This is a genomic window from Rufibacter roseus (assembly GCF_001647285.1).
Classification (GTDB): Bacteria; Bacteroidota; Bacteroidia; order Cytophagales; family Hymenobacteraceae; genus Nibribacter; species Nibribacter roseus.
Genome location: NZ_LRML01000014.1, coordinates 19097 through 38144, shown reverse-complemented (window position 1 = coordinate 38144; position 19048 = coordinate 19097). Strand labels below are relative to the sequence as shown.

At 48.4% G+C, this 19048-nt stretch carries 12 protein-coding genes; 11 read left to right on the top strand and 1 reads right to left on the bottom strand.

Annotation, left to right across the window (positions count from 1 at the left end):
• The first annotated feature begins 8 nt into the window (after positions 1-8).
• The 11 genes from A8O23_RS17275 to A8O23_RS17225 all read left to right on the top strand — a co-directional run bounded on the left by A8O23_RS17275 (position 9) and on the right by A8O23_RS17225 (position 17009).
• Positions 9-989: a pectinesterase family protein gene (locus A8O23_RS17275; protein WP_066624157.1), complete on the top strand. Its 981-nt coding sequence runs from the start codon at positions 9-11 to the stop codon at positions 987-989.
• Between the two features lie 168 nt (positions 990-1157).
• The gene (locus A8O23_RS17270) at positions 1158-2837 is read left to right on the top strand and encodes a T9SS type A sorting domain-containing protein (protein WP_153042262.1); all 1680 of its coding nucleotides are present in this window, start codon (positions 1158-1160) and stop codon (positions 2835-2837) included.
• A 150-nt stretch (positions 2838-2987) separates the two neighbouring features.
• Complete coding sequence (locus A8O23_RS17265) at positions 2988-4643, top strand: glycoside hydrolase family 43 protein (RefSeq protein ID WP_153042265.1); 1656 nt, start codon at positions 2988-2990, stop codon at positions 4641-4643.
• 71 nt (positions 4644-4714) lie between these two features.
• The gene (locus tag A8O23_RS17260; RefSeq protein ID WP_066623946.1) at positions 4715-6466 is read left to right on the top strand and encodes a glycoside hydrolase family 28 protein; all 1752 of its coding nucleotides are present in this window, start codon (positions 4715-4717) and stop codon (positions 6464-6466) included.
• A 64-nt stretch (positions 6467-6530) separates the two neighbouring features.
• Positions 6531-7334: a rhamnogalacturonan acetylesterase gene (locus A8O23_RS17255; protein ID WP_066623943.1), complete on the top strand. Its 804-nt coding sequence runs from the start codon at positions 6531-6533 to the stop codon at positions 7332-7334.
• Positions 7335-7855: 521 nt separating this feature from the next.
• Entirely contained in the window at positions 7856-10876 is a 3021-nt protein-coding gene (locus A8O23_RS17250; RefSeq protein ID WP_066623941.1) for a pectinesterase family protein, read from the top strand.
• A gap of 615 nt (positions 10877-11491) precedes the next feature.
• Complete coding sequence (locus tag A8O23_RS17245) at positions 11492-13507, top strand: alpha/beta hydrolase family protein (RefSeq protein WP_066624154.1); 2016 nt, start codon at positions 11492-11494, stop codon at positions 13505-13507.
• Positions 13504-13902, top strand: coding sequence for a VOC family protein (locus A8O23_RS17240; protein WP_066623939.1), 399 nt, complete (start codon positions 13504-13506; stop codon positions 13900-13902). The genes A8O23_RS17245 and A8O23_RS17240 overlap by 4 nt, the downstream gene beginning before the upstream one ends.
• A gap of 163 nt (positions 13903-14065) precedes the next feature.
• Complete coding sequence (locus A8O23_RS17235) at positions 14066-15418, top strand: glycoside hydrolase family 28 protein (protein WP_153042261.1); 1353 nt, start codon at positions 14066-14068, stop codon at positions 15416-15418.
• A gap of 140 nt (positions 15419-15558) precedes the next feature.
• Positions 15559-16320: a rhamnogalacturonan acetylesterase gene (locus A8O23_RS17230; protein ID WP_239693433.1), complete on the top strand. Its 762-nt coding sequence runs from the start codon at positions 15559-15561 to the stop codon at positions 16318-16320.
• Positions 16317-17009 (top strand): LamG-like jellyroll fold domain-containing protein, encoded by a 693-nt coding sequence (locus tag A8O23_RS17225; protein WP_082883139.1) that lies wholly within the window; start codon positions 16317-16319, stop codon positions 17007-17009. Before A8O23_RS17230 ends, A8O23_RS17225 begins: the two co-directional genes overlap by 4 nt.
• Positions 17010-17185: 176 nt before the next feature.
• On the opposite strand, the gene A8O23_RS17220 is transcribed toward A8O23_RS17225, so the two are convergent.
• Positions 17186-18832, bottom strand: coding sequence for a UxaA family hydrolase (locus A8O23_RS17220; RefSeq protein WP_066623930.1), 1647 nt, complete (start codon positions 18830-18832; stop codon positions 17186-17188).
• Positions 18833-19048: the final 216 nt, after the last annotated feature.

Sequence of the window (19048 nt, the reverse complement as noted above, 5' to 3'; positions counted from 1 at the left end):
TGAAGAAGATTCAAAGTGTACTATTGTTTTGGTGCTTGTGGGTACTAGTGTTGCCAGTGCAGGCGCAGAAGTATGATTTTGTGGTAGCGCAAGACGGCAGCGGACAGTTTAAAACGGTGCAGGAAGCTATCAATGCTGTGCCGGATTTCCGCAAGAACACCACCACCATTTACATCAAAAATGGGGTGTATAAAGAGAAACTGGTGCTGCCTACCTCAAAAACCATGGTCACTTTTATTGGTGAAGACGTGGCCAAAACCATTCTGACCCATGATGACTATGCAGCCAAAAAGAACCGGTTTGGAGAGGAAATGGGAACTACCGGCTCTACCAGCTTTTATATTTTCGGAGACGACTTCACCGCCGAAAACATCACGTTTGAGAACTCTGCAGGCCCGGTAGGGCAGGCAGTAGCCGTAAGAATTGATGGCGATAAAGTTGCCTTTAAAAACTGCCGTTTTCTAGGAAACCAAGATACACTTTATCCGCACGGCGAAAAGAGCCGCCAGTATTACAAGAACTGCTACATAGAGGGCACCACTGATTTTATATTTGGCTGGTCAACCGCTGTTTTTGAGGGCTGCGAAATCTTCTCCAAGAAAGGCGGAAGCTACGTAACGGCAGCGTCTACTTTAGAAGGAGCGCCTTACGGTTTTGTTTTCCTGAACTGCCGCCTCACCGGAGATGCCCCAGCTGATTCTTACTACTTGGGCCGCCCATGGAGACCCTATGCTAAAACCGTTTTCATCAACAGTTATCTGGGTCAGCATATCAAACCCGAAGGTTGGCATAACTGGAACAAACCCGACGCTGAGAAAACCGCTTTTTATGCAGAGTACAACTCCACCGGTCCGGGAGCGGCTCCGGCTAAACGGGTGAAGTGGGCAAAGCAACTGACCGCCGAAGAAGCGAAGACTTATAGCTTGAAAAATATTTTCGGGGATTGGGTTCCCTTTACTACCGAAGCGGCTGCCTCGGTAGGGAAATAGCTGGAGTAAGCCACTTTCATCATTTTATAAAAGGAAGGCCTTTTGTAAAATCATTTTTAAGGCACAGAAGAGACAACTACAAAGGACATTTTGGAGCCGTTTTTCAGAAAACAGGTCCAAAACACCAAGATTTTTAACCAGGCTGAGAAGCTATCAACAGAAGTGAGTATGAGTAATTTGTTACGAGTATTATTGGTAGTTCTAGTTATTCTTGGAGGAGAACTAGTCGCTCAGGCGCAGCAATTGGCGTTCCCTGGTGCTGAAGGTTTTGGCCGTTTCACCACCGGGGGGCGTGGAGGAAGGGTAATTAAAGTTACCAACCTGAATGACTCTGGCGCCGGAAGCTTAAGAGCGGCCATTGCGCAGTCAGGACCCAGAACCATTGTGTTTGAGGTATCGGGTAATATTGTGCTGAACTCCCGCATTAATATTACCAACGGAGACCTCACCATTGCCGGGCAAACCGCCCCCGGAGACGGCATTACCCTGCAAAACTTCGAAATGAATGTAAACGCCGATAATGTGATTATTCGGTACATGCGTTTCAGAATGGGTGACTTGCGCCAGAATGAACAAGACGCCCTGTGGGGTCGGTACCGCAAAAACGTGATTATAGACCATTGCTCCATGAGCTGGTCAATTGATGAGACTTCGTCTTTCTACGCCAACCAGAACTTCACCATGCAGTGGTGCATTCTTTCAGAAAGCCTGAACCAGTCCTTCCACGAGAAGAACAACCACGGTTACGGTGCCATCTGGGGTGGCGACAAAGCATCCTTTCACCATAACCTGATTGCCCACCACAACAGCCGTAACCCGCGTTTGAACGGTTACCGTTCTGGCGTAAGCAACGGCCCGCACCCCAACGAGCATGTAGACTTCCGTAACAACGTGATCTACAACTGGCGCGACAACAGCGTGTACGGCGGTGAAAACGGGAAATACAACATCGTCAACAATTACTACAAGCCAGGACCATCTACCATTTCCAGCAAAAACAGAAGAATTTTGCAGGTTTCTTATGAAAGCGATGCCACTTATGGCGCCGGTTACGGCACATTTTACATAGACGGTAACTTTATGGCTGGCAACGCTACAGTTACCGCCAACAACTGGAACGGTGGAGTAGATTATGATAGCGCTGTTCCTTCGGCCCAGAGAGCTAACGTGCGGTTGCAACAACCCATTGACTACCACATGGAAACCGAGCACACGGCCCAGCAAGCTTATGAGGCGGTATTGGCGCAAGTAGGAGCCAGCCACAAACGCGATGCCGTAGATCTGAGAGTAATTGAAGAAGTAAGAACCGGTACTGCCACCTACAATGGCTCTAAAACCGGTTACCGCGGAATCATTGATTCTCAATCTGATGTGGGTGGCTGGCCTGTATTAGCTTCTTTGCCTGCCCCCACCGATACTGACGGCGACGGCATGCCTGATGCCTGGGAAACACAGTACGGATTAAATCCGAACAACGCCGCCGATGGAAACCAAGATGCCAACGGCGATGGCTACACGAATTTAGAGCAATACCTGAACGGAAGAACTCCTATGGGTGTGGTGTTATCAGCGAAAGAGGAAGTAGAATCTTCTGCGCTAAACGCTTATCCAAACCCATTCAGCCATAACACCACCTTTACCTTCAGCACCCAGCAAACCGGACCGGTAAGCTTGAAAGTGTTTGACTTAACGGGAAAAGAAGTAGCCACCGTAGTTAATCAGCCGCTTTCGCCGGGGCAATATTCCTTTGAGTGGAATGCCGCTGCTTTAAAACCTGGTATGTATTTCTATGCTTTGAAGATAGGGCAGAAGCGAGTGGTAAAAAGAATCGTGCTTGTGAAAGAATAAAACTGTTTCTGACCTATTTTTTTAAAAAGCAGGCCGAAAACGGCATGATATATTTTATTGTCAAAAGGCGAAATAGTGATAAGCTAATCGGGAAGGGCAGCGGTTTTAGAGATCGGCTGTCACAGTAAACAGAGTAAAAGAACACAGATGATGCGCTTCAGATCTTACACCGCAGGATTACTTTTATTGTTCTCCTGTCAGGCAGAAAAACAGTCTTCTTCTCCGGTTGCCTCGACAACTCAACTGGCTGGGGAAATCTCTAAGGTGTGGGTGTCAGATTTGGGCAACGGCACGTACCAAAACCCAATCATTGACGCCGATTATTCTGACCCCGACGTGTGCCGCGTGGGCGATGATTACTACATGACCTCATCCAGCTTCAACGCCATTCCGGGCCTGCAAATTCTGCACTCCAAAGACCTGGTAAACTGGAAGATTATTGGCTATGCCTTAGACCGTCAACTACCTTTTGACCACTTCGCTAAACCGCAGCATGGCAATGGCGTTTGGGCTCCGGCTATTCGGTACCACAACGGCGAGTTCTACATTTACTGGGGCGACCCCGACTTCGGAATTTACATGGTCAAAACCAAAGACCCCGCCGGAGACTGGGAAAAACCGGTGTTGGTGAAAGAAGGAAAAGGACTTATTGACGCTTGCCCTCTCTGGGATGATAACGGGAAAGCCTATTTAGTGCATGCTTGGGCAGGTAGCCGGGCAGGTATAAAAAGCGTACTGGCCGTCACTAAACTGTCCCCAGACGGTACAAAGGTGCTGGACGAAAGCGTGATAGTGTTTGACGGGCACGAAAACCACCCAACTGTCGAGGGACCTAAATTCTACAAGCGCAACGGCTATTATTATATTTTTGCCCCAGCGGGCGGTGTGGCTACCGGTTGGCAATTGGTGCTTCGCTCTAAAAATGTGTATGGTCCTTATGAAGAGAAAATTGTGATGGACCAGGGCAACACCGCCATCAATGGTCCTCATCAGGGCGCGTGGGTAGACACTAAAACCGGCGAAGACTGGTTTATCCATTTCCAGGACAAAGAGGCTTATGGCCGGGTGGTACACTTGCAACCTATGAAGTGGGTGAACGACTGGCCAGTAATTGGCGAAGATTCAGATGGTGACGGCAAAGGGCAACCCGTGATGACCCATAGAAAGCCGAACGTGGGAGGTACCTATCCGGTAGTAAATCCGCAGGAGTCAGATGAGTTCAATGAACCCACGTTGGGGCTGCAGTGGCAGTGGCACGCCAACCCAAAAGCTACCTGGGCGTTTACCACCAACCGCGGTGTATTGCGTTTGTACACCGACCAAATGCCCGAAGGAGCGAAAAACCTGTGGGATGTGCCTAACCTGTTGCTGCAGAAATTTCCGGCTGAAACTTTCACGGCCACTACCAAGCTGAAATTCACTACAAACCCTAAGCTGCAAACGGAGCGGGTGGGGCTATTGGTAATGGGTGCTGATTATGCGCACGTGTCGTTGGTGAGCAAAGCAGATGGATTGTACGTTGCCTATGCTTCTGCCCTGAAAGCTGATAAAGGCACTCCCGAGAAAGAGCAAATCATAGGGAAGCTGAACGGCAATGAAGTGTATTTCCGGGTGAAGGTAGGCAAAGATGCCAAGTGCCAGTTCAGCTACAGCCAAGACGGGCAGAACTTCCAGAATGTGGGCAGCACCTTTACCGCTGTTCCCGGCCGGTGGATTGGAGCCAAAGTTGGATTGTTCGCAACCCGCCAAGATAAGATTAACGACTCAGGCTTCGCCGATGTAGATTGGTTCAGAATCACCAAATAAATGAATTACCCGTTTTCGGCCTTATTTTTTAAAAACAGACCTAAAACAGCACCGACTAACTAAATTACCAAATGAAAAGAAAGTTCTTGTTTCATAACCGCTTATTCCTGGCTTTGGGCGTAGCCAGTATCTTCCATTTTTCTTGCCAGCGTCAGTCCACTGCCACGGCTACTGCCTCAACCGCGGCGCCAGTTGCTCAGGAAAAAACGTCAGAAGGTGTTCCAGCTTCTATTTATGAAGGCATTGAATTTGACATGCCTCGCGTAAAGGAAACCAGCTTCCCCAATTACAGCGTGAGCATCACTAAATACGGAGCCGTGGGCGACGGTATCACTAAAAACACCAAAGCCTTTGAACAAGCCATTAACGATGTGGCGGCCAATGGCGGAGGGCGCGTGGTAATCCCTCGCGGATTGTGGTATACTGGTCCTATTGTGATGAAAAGCAATGTGAATTTGCACGCCGAGGCCGGTTCAATGGTCATCTTCAGTAAAGATTTTAATGACTATGAACTGGTTGAAACCAGCTTTGAGGGGCTGAACACCTGGCGAAACCAATCGCCTATCTCCGGTAAGAATTTGACCAATATTGCCATTACCGGCTCAGGCACTTTTGACGGGAACGGTGATGCTTGGCGCCCTGTGAAGAAAAGCAAAATGACTGATGCCCAGTGGAAAAACCTGACCAAAACCGGTGTGTTGAGCGATGACGGCAAAATGTGGTACCCAACGGCCCAATCCAAAAAAGGCCAGGTTAATAACAACTTCAACGTTCCTGACTTCAAAACCAAAGCCGAGTTTGAAGCGGTTAAAGATTACCTTCGTCCGGTTTTATTGAGCTTTATTAACTGCAAAACCGTGTTGTTAGACGGGCCTACTTTCCAAAACTCGCCCGCCTGGAACCTGCATCCTTTAATGTGTGAAGACATCATCATCCGGAACCTGAACGTGCGTAACCCTTGGTACTCACAGAACGGTGATGGTCTGGATCTGGAGTCCTGCAAAAATGCTTTGGTGTACAACAATACCTTTGACGTAGGCGATGATGCCATCTGTTTTAAATCCGGGAAAGACAAAGACGGACGTGACCGCGGCATCCCTACCGAAAATGTAATCGTGAAGAACAACGTGGTATACCATGGTCACGGTGGTTTTGTGGTAGGCTCTGAGATGAGCGGCGGGGTCAGAAACATCCACGTGTCTAACTGTACGTTCATGGGCACCGACATAGGCTTGCGTTTCAAGAGTACCCGTGGCCGGGGAGGATTGGTAGAGAACATCTGGATCTCTAACATTGACATGATAAACATTCCAACTCAGGCCATCAGCTTTAACCTGTTTTACGGCGGTAATTCGCCTACCATGGATGCTGAGCAAGGTGGCTCAGGTACTCCAGCCGCAGCCAAGCCAGTTCCTGTTACCGAAGAAACCCCTTCGTTCAAGAACATCTGGATGAAAAACATTACCGTTTCCGGCGCTGATGAAGCCCTGGCGTTACAAGGCCTTCCAGAGATGAACCTTCAGAACGTGGTAATTGAAAACGCTTTCTTGAAAGCAAAAAAAGGAATTACCGCAGTTGACTCAGACGGCATTCAGCTGAAGAATGTGAAAGTATTGGCAGATCAAGGTCCTGCCTTGACCATCTTCAACAGCAAGAACATAACCGTGCAAGGCTTGACCTTTAAAGAGGGCCAGGGTCAGGTAGTGCGGGTGTTAGGCCCGTTGACCCAGAACGTAAAGCTGGATAGCAAGGACTTTAAAAATGCTAATACTCAAATAAACAAAGGCAAAGACTTGAAAGCCTCTGCCGTATCAGTAAAATAACTAAAAACAGCGCACCGACCGGTGCGCTGTTTTTATGCTCTTTTTTCAAAAACAGCTCTAAAACATGCTTACCAGAAGAATCATTGCCATTGCACTTTTAGTGAGTAGCCTTTCCGCATTGTCTTTCATTTCATTTAAAAAGAAGATAGTGCACGTGTATTTGGTAGGTGACTCCACCGTAGCCGATTATTCTGACTATGACGGCGAGGATTACATGAACAAGCGGTATCCGGTGATGGGGTGGGGGCAGGTGTTTCAGCCGTTCCTGCGGTCAGACAATTTGCCCAAACTAAAGCACCTGATTAAAGGAGACAGCGCCGTGGTGCTAGACAAAGCCCGTGGCGGCCGCAGTACCCGCACCTTTTTTGAGGAAGGCCGTTGGGCGCAGGTGTACAACGCTTTAAAGAAAAACGATGTGGTCATGATTCAGTTTGGTCATAACGATGCCGCCGAGAACAAGCCTGAGCGCTACGTCAACATACAGGGCTACAAAGAATACCTGCGCCTGTTCGTGAACCAAACCCGACAGAAAAGGGCTATTCCAGTGCTGCTGACGCCGGTGGCCCGTAACTACCCCTGGAAAGACGGCAGAATTGGCAATGTTCATGGCGAGTATCCGCAGGCGGTGAAAGATGTTGCCCGTGAATTGAACGTGCAACTGATAGACTTGCAGCAACTGTCTATTGACTCTTTCTCAGAGAAAGGACAGGAGTACGTGACTGCCAATTACTTTATGAACCTGCCCGCCGGTAAGTATAAGAACTACCCAGAGGGGCAGAAAGACAACACGCACTTTCAGCCAGAGGGAGCAAAAGAAGTTGCCCGCTTGGTTTTTGAAGGCATGAAAACGTTAGCGGCGAAAAAATGATTTAGTTTAGACGCTGTAGACACAGTAGATTTTAAACAGCCCTTTTTCACGTACAGGTGAGGAAGGGCTGTTTTTTTATTGCCTAAGGGGAAAGGGGTATAGCTGCTTAATTAAAGACAGATATGATTTTGTATTTTCAGTTGCTGATTTTTCAATAATTAGATGTAAGATTTATAAAAGAGTAAAAAATGCTTGTAATTATTAACTTGTTTTAAGATATTTAAATCTTGAACAGCAAGAGACAGGATAGATAATCCGATTTTTTGGCAAAGGCAGGAGAGAGCCTTTTTTTTAGTTCTCTATGCGCAATCGATTGCTCATAGTTGCACAGCTCCCAAAAACTATTGAGGAGTTGGGGAAGCTGCTCGCTGGGTGTAGGAATTTGTTCTGTTTTCCTGGCTGTAATATTCAAGATTAGTAAAGTGCAATAATGCTTTATGAGAAGTTAGTGCTTTAAAGACAATAAAACGCCGCAAGGCAAGAGTAGAAGTGCATGTATTTTTTAATTAAACCCCTCTCTTATGAAGAAAATTTACTTCTTATTAGGCTTAGCTTTGCTGATTTGCTCATTCTCTGCGCGGGTTCTAGCGCAAACATCTACAGGTTCAGTTACCTGGCCGCTGACTAACCCCGCCTCGGGCGGAACCGGCGATGCCGTGTCCACCGCTGGGCAGGTGCAGGGATCTAAAGAGCGTTTCGGAAAAATGGAGATTCACTCTTATAACACTTATTCCGGGGTAGAAGGCATCCAGAGGGTAAGAGTAGCAGGTGGCACTTGGGCCGCCACCCAAACCGATACCACTACCGGAACCTATACCCAATTCGCAATTACTCCCAGCCCCAACAATAAATTGGTGGTCAAGGGGCTCTCATATAAATTGGGCTCGGCGGGAACAAGCGCCATGCGGGCCAAAGTATTCTATTCTACTGACCCCTCGTTTGCCACCGCTACCTTAGTAGAAATGGGCACCGGATTCGCCGATGACGCCGTTTCACGAGATGCTTTGACCACGGTCACCAAAGAGATCAATGTGGCAGTGGAAGAAGGAGACAGCCTGTACCTGCGCATCTACCCTTGGGTGCACAATCAAAGCACTCCGCCCACCGGTAAATACATTTTGTTGAAAGATGTCATCATCTCGGGTGAAACAGAGGCGACCGCCGTTCCTTCCAGCATTGTTTGGAACAGCGACCAAACATACTCTGTAACGGGTGCCCTCCTTGGGCAAGCTCCCGCTTACAGTGATGCTATGAAGTATTATGGCAAAACCAACCTTACCACCACTGATACTAATCAGGAAGTAAGTGTGGCTGCCATCCAAACCGTCTCTCAAGACTGGCAGGCGGAGCCAAACCCAGTTGAAAACCTGTGGTTCCAATATGCGGTGTCTCCTAAAACCGGGGCTACGTTTACCGTTAAGAAGGTGGCAATGCACATTGGTGGTTGGTACTCAAGTAACTTGAAGGCTGCCATCTACTACTCAAAAGACCCAACGTTTGCCACTAAAACAGTTTTGTTTGAAGACCGCGATTTGGTGGGGAATAAAGTAGAGCCTATCAGTGCTGACCTAAACCAGACAGTTAACTCCGGTGAAACATTCTACGTGCGTATTTACCCGCATAACAAGAATGCTGAAGGCTGGGCCAAGCTGGTGGCTATCTACAACATGACCATTTCCGGCGAGGCAGTGGGAGTAACCGTAGACCCTGCCACCGTCACTACCAACACAGTTATTTCCCGCATATCCACCACTTCTGCTACTGCCGGAGGCAATGTGGCTTCTGACGGAGGTTCTCCGGTGACTTCCCGCGGGGTAGTGTACGGAACTTCTGAAAACCCAACTATTGAAGGTGGTAAAGCCACAGCTGGGGAAGGTTCTGGTACATTCTCTGCCGAGATGACAGGCCTTGCACCAAACACCTTGTATTATGTGCGGGCGTATGCCACCAACGCGGCGGGGACCTCCTACGGAGATCAATTGTCCTTCACCACACTGGCCGAACTAAAAGTGCCTACCGTTACTACCACTGCTGTTACAAACGTACTCACCAAGACTGCTCAAAGCGGAGGAAACGTAACCGCTTGGGGTGGAACAGAAGTGACAGCCAGAGGTATTGTCTGGAACACCACTGGTGAGCCTACCATTGCCGATAATAAATCAGAAGACGGTGCCGGTTTAGGAAGTTTCGCCAGCCTCTTGCATTCTTTAACTGCTAACACAACGTACCATGTACGGGCATACGCCACCAACAGTCAGGGAACGGGCTATGGTCCGGAACTGACCTTCACTACCCAGCCTCAGGCGCCAGATGTTACAAAAGTGGTAGCCAAGGATGGAACCGGTGATTATACCACCATTCAGGCTGCCTTCAACGCCGTTCCTGATTTCTACACCGGTAAATATACCATTATGGTGAAACCCGGAACATATTACGAGAAAGTGATTCTGGAGCGCAACAAGGTAAACGTTACCCTACGTGGTGAAGATCCAAATACTACCATTATTACCTATGATGACTATGCCGGCAAGAATAATATGGGTACCGCCAATTCTTACAGCGTAGCTATTGAGCCAGACGATTTCATTGCCGTGAACATGACCTTTCAGAACACCGTTCAGAACGATGGGTCAGTAGGTAGCCAGCAGGCGGTTGCCTTGCGCACCAACGGCGACCGTCAGGCGTTCTACAATTGCCGTATCTTAGGCTACCAAGACACCTATTACGCATGGGGCGGCAGAACAGTGGGGCGCGTGTACATGAAAGACTGCTATATTGAGGGTTCCGTTGACTTTATCTTCGGGCGCCAACCAGTGGTGTTTGACAACTGTACGTTGAGAGTAAACAGAAATGGCGGGGTGATAACCGCTGCTTCTACTGAGGCCAACACCCTACATGGCTTCGTGTTCCTGAACTCAACCGTCACTACGCCAGAAGTTGGTTTTGACGGCAACGCCATCAATGGTTTCTACCTGGGCAGACCTTGGCAGGCAGCCCCTAGAACCGTGTTCATAAACACCCACCTGCCAGCTAACCTGAACCCAGCCGGCTGGAACACCTGGAACGTGACACCTGCTTTGTATGGTGAGTTCAACAACAGTGGCCCCGGTGCAAGCATGACAAGCAGAAGCTCTATCAGCCGTGCCCTGACTGAAGCCGAAGCCGGCGAACATACTATCGCCAATATCTTCGCGAAAGAAACGCACCCAAGCTACAGTTTTGACTGGATGCCAGAGCCTGTGGAATACACCGTTACCGGAAGCAAGAAAGAAGTTCGTAACGCAGTATTCAGCTTAGGTCAAAACTTCCCGAACCCTTTCTATGGTGCCACTACCATTCAGTACGAACTGAAAAAAGCTAGCCATGTAACCATTGAAGTGTTCGATGCCATGGGCAAGAAAGTGGCTACTCTGGAAAGTGGATTTAAAACCATCGGAAGCCATGAGGTGAGACTAAATCAATCACTGAAAAGTGGTGTGTACTTCTACCGTCTAACTGCCGGCGGCTTCCATGCTACCCGCAGAATGGTGGTAGCTCCGTAAGCTTTCCTACATTGACTTATTCAGTCCCTGTTTTAGGCCTGTTTTTCTAAAAGAAGACCAGAAACAGGGACTGTTTTTTTGCGTCGTCTACGGCTGACCAATTAGTTAAAGTTATAAGTCTTATAGATAGGATGGGTGATGTGTCCTTGATGAAATCGCACCTGCTGAGGCAAAAGGTATTGCTCTGCAAATTCAAATATTCTTAATGCGTCTTTTCTCTTTAGCTCATGCTGCAGAAGAGAAGTGTTTATTTGTTTTTTACAAAAGTTATGATGAGATTTAAACAGGAAGAGTTGAGTGAAAGGTTGAGGTGAACGTAAGGCAATAAGGTTGCCTTTTTAGTATGTCTGCAAGACAATCGATTGCGCTTTGTGGCTTTCATTGAAGAAATGAACAGGCAGAAAGTTAGGCAATGATGTGGAGCAGCTGTTTGGTTCTGCAAATATTTTAATTGCTGCCCCATAGGCTACAGTGTTAAGGTGAATTTTAGAGGAGTACTTTCATGATAGAGAAAAAAAGACATGAGCCTTTGGCTCCTGTCTTTTTCTGTTATTGTAGCACAATACAACCTCTGCAAAGCACCCGACCAAAAGATTGAAGGAGAAGAAGTTTAGAATGATAGGAATAAAGAAGTCTTTCAAAAGCACAGTAACTAGCATAAGCGTTGCCGTAGCCACTCTTTTAGGTGCTCCTTCGGCATATGCGCAGTCGCCGGGGCCGGTGCTAACTTGGAAAGCGAAAACAACTTACAATGCCTATCTAGTCCGGAACCTGCATGCCGCCTATGACCAACGCCGGCAGAAATTAGAAGATGCTCTGGGCTCAGCTGAGAAAATGCGCGCCTATCAGGCGGAAGTAAAAAAAGCATATTTAGATGTTTTAGGTCCGTTTCCGGAAAAACAGCCGCTAAACGCAAAGGTAACCGGGCAAATAAAGCAGAACGGCTACCGCATTGAAAATCTGGTGTACGAAAGCCGACCTAACCACCACGTGACGGCTAACCTATACATTCCAGTGGGAAAAGGCCCTTTCCCAGCGGTGCTGCTCATGAACGGCCACGAAATGACCGCCAAAGCCACCGAAAGCTACCAGCAAACTGCTCGCTTGTTTGCCTCCAACGGGTTCGTGGTGCTTTCAGTAGACCCTTTTTCACAGGGCGAGCGGGTACAACTCACCGATAAAAACGGAAAGTCCCTTACCCGCGGTGCCACGACCGAACATACGCTGCTGAACGCCGGCGCTAATTTAGTAGGCACCAGCGTAGCCGCTTACATGCTCTGGGACAATGTGCGGGCGCTCGATTACTTAGAAACCAGACCCGAAGTAGACAAAACCAAACTCGGAGCCATAGGTAACTCCGGTGGCGGCACACAAGCCGTTTACCTGCTGGCCTATGATGACCGCATTAAAGTGGCGGCCCCGGCCAGCTATTTTACCCAACGCGCCCGCTACATTGAGTTGGCAGGGGCACAAGACGGCTGCCAATACATGCCTGGCGAAGGCAGTCTGGAAATGGCAGATTTTATAATTGCGGCCGCTCCCAAACCAGTGCTGATTTTGGCCGGAGAAAATGATTTTGTAGACCACCGGGGTACACTCAAAGGCTTTGAAGAGCTGAAGGAGGTATACACCGCTTTGCAGCAACCCGAAAAAGCGCAGCTTTTCATCTGGCCAGATGGGCACGGCATCTCAAAACCCAAGAGAGAGGCGGCAGTTTCCTGGTTCCGGAAATGGTTGTACCAAGACCCAAAGCCAGTGCAGGAAGGTGCGGTAGGTTCCCTCTCTGAGCAAAAACTATTGGCTACTTCCACAGGTCAGGTAAACACGGCCTTCCCAAATGAGGTAACGGTTCAGTCGCTCAACCATGCAAGGTTTCAGCAACTGGCTTCGCAGCGGCAAGCGTTTATGGCTGAGAAAAACCTGAACATACTAAGGGATCAGGTAAAGGAGGTTATTGGCCTTGAGCTGAATTCAAGCCCTGTTTACACGGAGGTAAGCGGAACTAGCAATAACCAGCACTATACCGTAGAAAAACGCATACTCATGCGGCAAGGCGAATTGCCTGTACCCGTAGTCATTTATTCACCCACCGGAAAAGCAAAACCTAGAAAGGTAACCATAGCACTGGCCGAAGAAGGAATGGCTTCTTTGCTTAAAACCGATAGCCTTATTCAGCAGGAGATGCAGGCAGGGAATGTATTGGTGTTGGCAGACCTCCGTGGTTTTGGTGAGAGTCAGGATGACCCGAAGCTCAATGAATCAAAGTACTGGTCCGGTGAGTACCGCAATGCCATTCTGAGCCTGCATCTGAAGAAGCCATTGTTAACCCAGCGCGTGCAAGACCTTGTTTCGGTGTTAGATTACCTGAAGGCACAGAAGCAGTGGGCAAAGATGCCAGTTCATATTACTGCTGATGGAGCGTATGGCCCAGTAGTAACGCACGCCACATTTCTGGACGACCGCATTTCAAAAGCCAACATCAAAAACGCCATTGCCTCCTACGAAAGTTTTGTGGCTAATCCCCTGCAGAAAGACATGTATTCGCACGTAGTGCAAGGCCTGTTACAGTTTTATGATTTGCCCGATTTAGTAAAGAGAAGCAACGGGCGCATACACCATACCCAACTATGAAATTAGAACATTTTGCCCTGAACGTAGAAGACCCCATTGCCATGGCCGCCTGGTATGTAGAACACCTGGGCATGACCGTGGTGCGACAGATGCCCGAGGCACCTTTTACCACCTTCCTGGCCGATGACAGCGGACGCATTATGGTGGAAATTTACCTGAACCCCGCTGACGAAGTACCCGATTATCGGAGCATGAACCCTCTGCTCGTGCACCTGGCTTATGTATCAGAAAACCCAACTGCCGATAAGGAACGTCTATGTGCTGCTGGAGCAACATTGGTGTCAGACGCACATTTAGAAGATGGCTCTCACCTTATCATGCTTCGCGACCCTTGGGGACTGGCGCTTCAGCTTTGTAAGAGAGGTACACCTATGCTCGCTGATAAGGAAGCTTAAGTGGTGCCAAGATTGGTTTCTGTGAAAAAGCCTGACAATCCTTTGGCACATCAGAGCTTTCTGTTTTTGACCTGATTTTTATAAAATGGCTCCAAAACGATATTTTGCACGCCTGCTAAGCTTTGGCTTTCTCTTATGGTTGGCCGCCTGTGGTAAGACTACTATGCAAACTAATTCCTCAGAACCTGTGGCAGACCCTTGGGAACAAGTAGAAGAGATTCTGCAGCATATAGAAGCACCTTCTTTTCCAGATAAGGACTTTCTTATTACTGCTTATGGTGCCCAAAGTGGCGGAACTGTTGACTGTTCCCAAGCTATAAAGCAGGCCATAGAAGCTTGCCACGCCGCTGGCGGTGGAAGAGTGGTGGTGCCTGCCGGGAAATTTCTTACTGGCCCCATATACTTGAAAAGCAACGTGAACCTGCATGTGCAAAAAGGCGCCACTCTGCTTTTCTCCACTAAACCTGAAGATTATTTGCCCCTGGTGCTCACCCGTTGGGAAGGAGTGGAGCTGATGAACTATTCGCCCCTTATTTATGCCTTTGAGGAGAAAAACATTGCCGTTACTGGCGAAGGAACGCTAGACGGGCAGGCTTCTAATGAGAATTGGTGGACCTGGAAGGGTAGCAAGAAATATGGTTGGCAGGAGGGAATGCCCCACCAGAACAGCCAGGGCAGCCGCCAGAAGTTATTTGAAATGGCTGAGCAGAACGTGCCAGTGGACGAGCGAAATTTTGGAACCGGCCATTACCTGCGACCCCAATTCGTTCAGCCTTACCGCTGCGAGAATGTCTTGATAGAAGGCGTCACCATCCGCAACTCACCTATGTGGATTCTGAACCCAGTGCTCTGCACAAACGTGACCATCCGGAAAGTTACCGTAGAGAGTCAGGGACCAAACTCCGACGGCTGTGACCCAGAATCTAGCAAGAACGTGCTCATCAAAGATTGCTTCTTCAACACCGGAGACGATTGCATTGCCATTAAGTCAGGCCGTAACGCCGATGGCCGCCGCGTCAATGTGCCCGCTGAGAACATTATCATTCAGAACTGCTCAATGGCCAACGGACACGGTGGCGTAGTCATTGGTAGTGAGATTTCAGGTGGGGCCCGCAACATCTTCGCCGAGAACTGTACCATGAACAGCCCAGAACTGGACCGTGCGCTTCGCATAAAAACCAACACCATGCGGGGCGGCGTGATTGAAAACGTGTACCTCCGCAACATTGAAGTTGGGCAGGTGGCCGAAGCGGTGATACGGGTGAACATGTTCTATGAAGATTCAGGTCCGTTTATGCCCACCGTTCGCAACATTGAAGTACGGGACATGAAAGTGAAAAACGGAGGAAGGGTAGGCGTGCTACTGGAGGCGCATGAGCAGTCGCCGGTACAGAACCTGCGGTTAGTGAACGTGGAAATTGACAGCGTGAAAGTTCCTTACCGTTTTTCAAATGTCAGGAACATTCACTTTGAGAACGTGACCATTAACGGCAAGAAAGTGGAGTTGGAAGAGTAATATTCTGTCGGTAAAGCCGGATTCAAGTTTACTGGCACGCTATTAGTAGCCCTTGCAGCAGTGCTCAGTCCTAATTTTTAAACCCTGTTCTAGGTATGTTTTTCAGAAAACGGCGCTAAAACAGAAATCTGAATAAAAGTATGAAGAAGTTAATGATCACCCCTTTTGCTCTGGCCTTGGCCAGCTTATTTCTGATGTCCTTTTTTATGGTGCAGAAAAAGCCCATCACAATTTATTTGATAGGTGATTCCACCATGTCTGTGAAGGAAACCAAAGCTTATCCTGAAACTGGTTGGGGAATGCCTTTCGTGTATTTCTTTGACGAGAGTGTAAAGATTGACAACCGCGCCAAAAACGGCCGGAGCACCCGCACCTTTCTGGAGGAAAACCGCTGGCAGCCCGTAGCCAAAACTTTGAAAGAAGGCGATTACGTGTTTATTCAGTTCGGGCATAACGATGAGGTGGAAACAAAGAAAAGCTATACTCCCCAAGACCAGTACCGCGCGAACCTAAATCGTTTCATAGCAGAGACCCGAGCTAAAAAAGCTGTTCCGGTGTTACTGACTCCCGCGGCCCGTCGCAAATTTGATAGCACAGAAGTGGGCAAGGTAGCAGAAACCCACGCTGTGTATTCTGACATTGTACGGTCGGTGGCGCAGCAAAACAAAGTAGCCTTTATAGATTTAGACCGCCACACGCAAAAGTTGCTGGAGCAGTTCGGTGAAGACAAATCGAAGCTGCTTTTCATGCACCTGGAACCGGGACAGCACCCCAATTATCCTGAAGGAAAAGTAGACGATACGCACTTCAATGAACTAGGCGCCCGTGAGGTGGCACAAATTGTTCTTCGGGAAATAAAGAACATGAAATTGGACTTGGCCAACCGGATTGTACAGAAATGAGCGAGTGGATCTACAGTTGGGTGAAGACTAAAAATGCAGTCTTCAGTTGTGCAGTGCTGGCGGCGTTTTGCTTATCGTCCTGCGCGTCGGTGAAGAAAGCAACCTGGCAGTTAAAATCTCTGGAGAAGATTGGCGGTCACTCCGTCACGGTTTCAGGTGAACCTAAACTTGTGTCTTCACCGGATAAATTCGGAATTGAGTTTGATGGGGTAAATGATGGCTTGCTGGTGAGTGGTAATCCATTGGCCGGAGCCGAGGAGTTTACTATTGAGGTAGTGTTTAAGCCTGCCAACGCCTGGCCTGCCAATGTGGAGCAGCGTTTTCTACACCTGCAGGAACACCCCGATGGCCCCAGACGCTTATTGATGGAACTGCGCCTGAACAACCGTCAGCAGTGGTACGCAGATTTTTTTCTTCGGCATGAAGACGGCTCTTTGGTACTGATTGATTCAACCAAGACTCACCCAGTAGAAGAGTGGGCTACCATGACATTGGTGTACAAAGACAAACAGCTGAAAGGTTACGTGAACGGAGAACTGGAAACACAGGGTGAGATTGAGTATCGCTCAATCCCAGCCTCAGCTAAAGTTTCCCTCGGCACCCGTATGGACCAGCGCTCTTGGTTTAACGGCATTATTCAATCTGTTACATTCTGGCCTAAAGCAGTTGTACCAGAGAGAAAGAACTAAGCCAGTATTAGAGGCGATAACACAATTATTATTACAATCTGGCGCAAGCGTCCGCTTGTGTCCAAATGTATTTGTTGTGCCTGTGGACACAAGCGGACGCTTGCGCCAGAGGTGTAGTGCCAACAAAAAAGGCTCCTGCTGAAGGAGCCTTTTTTGTTAGTTGGCTAAATGAGTTGTTACAGAGACACACCTCTTTTCCACGGAATGAAATCATCCTGACCTAAAATCTGTGCTTTGGTTTGGATGTTGCCGCTGGCTACTTCAATGATGAAGTCAAGAATGTCTTCGCCCATTTCTTCAATGGTTTTCTCACCGGCAATTACAGCGCCAGTGTCCACGTCAATGATATCCGGCATCCGTTCGGCTAACTTAGAGTTAGAAGCTACTTTGATTACCGGGGTAACTGGGTTACCGGTAGGGGTACCTAAGCCAGTAGTAAACAAAATAATGTTACAGCCAGAACCAGCCAATGCGGTGGTGCTTTCTACGTCGTTGCCTGGAGTACACAACAGGTTTAGACCTGGTTTGGTAATATACTCTGGGTAATCCAGTACGTCCACAATAGGGGAGGTGCCTCCCTTTTTGGCCGCACCGGCAGATTTGATAGCGTCAGTGATAAGCCCGTCTTTGATGTTGCCCGGGCTCGGGTTCATGTCAAAACCGGAACCAACAGCTTCGGCAGCGCGGGCATAAGAGCGCATCAGGTGCACAAAGCGGTCGGCGGTGGGGTTGTCTACGCAGCGGTTTATCAGGTCTTGCTCCACACCGCAAAGCTCAGGGAACTCAGACAGAACCGATTTACCACCCAAGGCTACTACTAAATCAGAGGTATGTCCGATAGAAGGGTTGGCAGAAATTCCAGAGAATCCATCAGAGCCACCGCACTCAAGGCCAATCACCAATTTACTCAAAGGAGCAGGTTGGCGGATATTTTTATCCGCTTCAATCAGTCCCAAGAAGGTTTTCCGGATGGCCTGGGAAAGCAACTCGGTTTCGGTGCCCTCTTTCTGCTGCTCCAGTATGACCAGTGGTTTATTGAAATTAGGACTGATTTTTTGGATGGCCTTCTCCAATATACTTACCTGCGCGTTTTGGCAGCCCAGGCTAAGCACTGTAGCGCCGGCCACGTTCGGGTTGTTGATATAGCCGGCTAACAAACCGCAAAGCGCATCAGAATCTTGTCTGATACCGCCGCAACCCCCTTCGTGCGTCAGGAATTTGATTCCGTCTACATTATCAAAAATTCTCTTCTTTGCCAGCGTTTCAGTGCGCTGCAGAGTAAGCGTCTCAATGGCCTCAGTGTTACCAGACTGGTACAGGTCCACCATTTGAGAAACATAAGCCTTATAGAGGTCGCGCTGTCCAAAACCCAGCTCATCCAAAAACGCCTGCTTAATGATATCTACATTACGGTTCTCGCAGAAAACCAAAGGAATAACAAGCCAGTAGTTGCCGGTACCCACTTGGCCGTCGGCGCGGTGGTACCCCATAAAGGTTTTGTTGGCCCAGCGCGACACATCTGGTACATTCCAGCCAGTGGTTTTGGTTTTACCCTCAAACCCGTGTACTTCGTGCTTTACGTTGTGGATAGTAAGAACGCCGCCGGCCGGAATCTCCTGTACCGCTTTGCCTACCAAGGAGCCATACATGAAAATCTCCTCGCCCACGTGAAGTGGTTTTTCGGCGAACTTGTGCTTTGCCTGCACATTGTCCACCAGCACAATATCCTTCCCCTCATAGGAGATAGTTTCACCCTGTGTCAGATCCGTAAGTGCTACCAGCACATTATCATTCGGATGTATTTTTAAAAATCTATGTAGCATAGCTAAATAATAGAAAATGCAATCGATTGCGCAATATATCAATAATCAAGGTACTAAAAAATATTCTTTCCTATAAATTCTAGTAAAATGATAAAATTCAACCAATCGTTCTTCCTAAAATGCGTTTTTTTAGAAGTACGAAATAAAAAACCACTTTGGTTGCAATAAAACTAACTTGCCGTCAACTTCTTTGCGGTACTAACTTTAACAAGCTAG

Excerpts from the sequence above, each read along its gene's own strand:
- A8O23_RS17270 (WP_153042262.1), top strand. The coding sequence starts at position 1,158 with ATGAGTAATTTGTTACGAGTATTATTGGTAGTTCTAGTTATTCTTGGA.
- A8O23_RS17265 (WP_153042265.1), top strand. The coding sequence starts at position 2,988 with ATGCGCTTCAGATCTTACACCGCAGGATTACTTTTATTGTTCTCCTGT.
- A8O23_RS17260 (WP_066623946.1), top strand. The coding sequence starts at position 4,715 with ATGAAAAGAAAGTTCTTGTTTCATAACCGCTTATTCCTGGCTTTGGGC.
- A8O23_RS17255 (WP_066623943.1), top strand. The coding sequence starts at position 6,531 with ATGCTTACCAGAAGAATCATTGCCATTGCACTTTTAGTGAGTAGCCTT.
- A8O23_RS17250 (WP_066623941.1), top strand. The coding sequence starts at position 7,856 with ATGAAGAAAATTTACTTCTTATTAGGCTTAGCTTTGCTGATTTGCTCA.
- A8O23_RS17245 (WP_066624154.1), top strand. The coding sequence starts at position 11,492 with ATGATAGGAATAAAGAAGTCTTTCAAAAGCACAGTAACTAGCATAAGC.
- A8O23_RS17240 (WP_066623939.1), top strand. The coding sequence starts at position 13,504 with ATGAAATTAGAACATTTTGCCCTGAACGTAGAAGACCCCATTGCCATG.
- A8O23_RS17235 (WP_153042261.1), top strand. The coding sequence starts at position 14,066 with ATGCAAACTAATTCCTCAGAACCTGTGGCAGACCCTTGGGAACAAGTA.
- A8O23_RS17230 (WP_239693433.1), top strand. The coding sequence starts at position 15,559 with ATGAAGAAGTTAATGATCACCCCTTTTGCTCTGGCCTTGGCCAGCTTA.
- A8O23_RS17225 (WP_082883139.1), top strand. The coding sequence starts at position 16,317 with ATGAGCGAGTGGATCTACAGTTGGGTGAAGACTAAAAATGCAGTCTTC.
- A8O23_RS17220 (WP_066623930.1), bottom strand. The coding sequence starts at position 18,832 with ATGCTACATAGATTTTTAAAAATACATCCGAATGATAATGTGCTGGTA.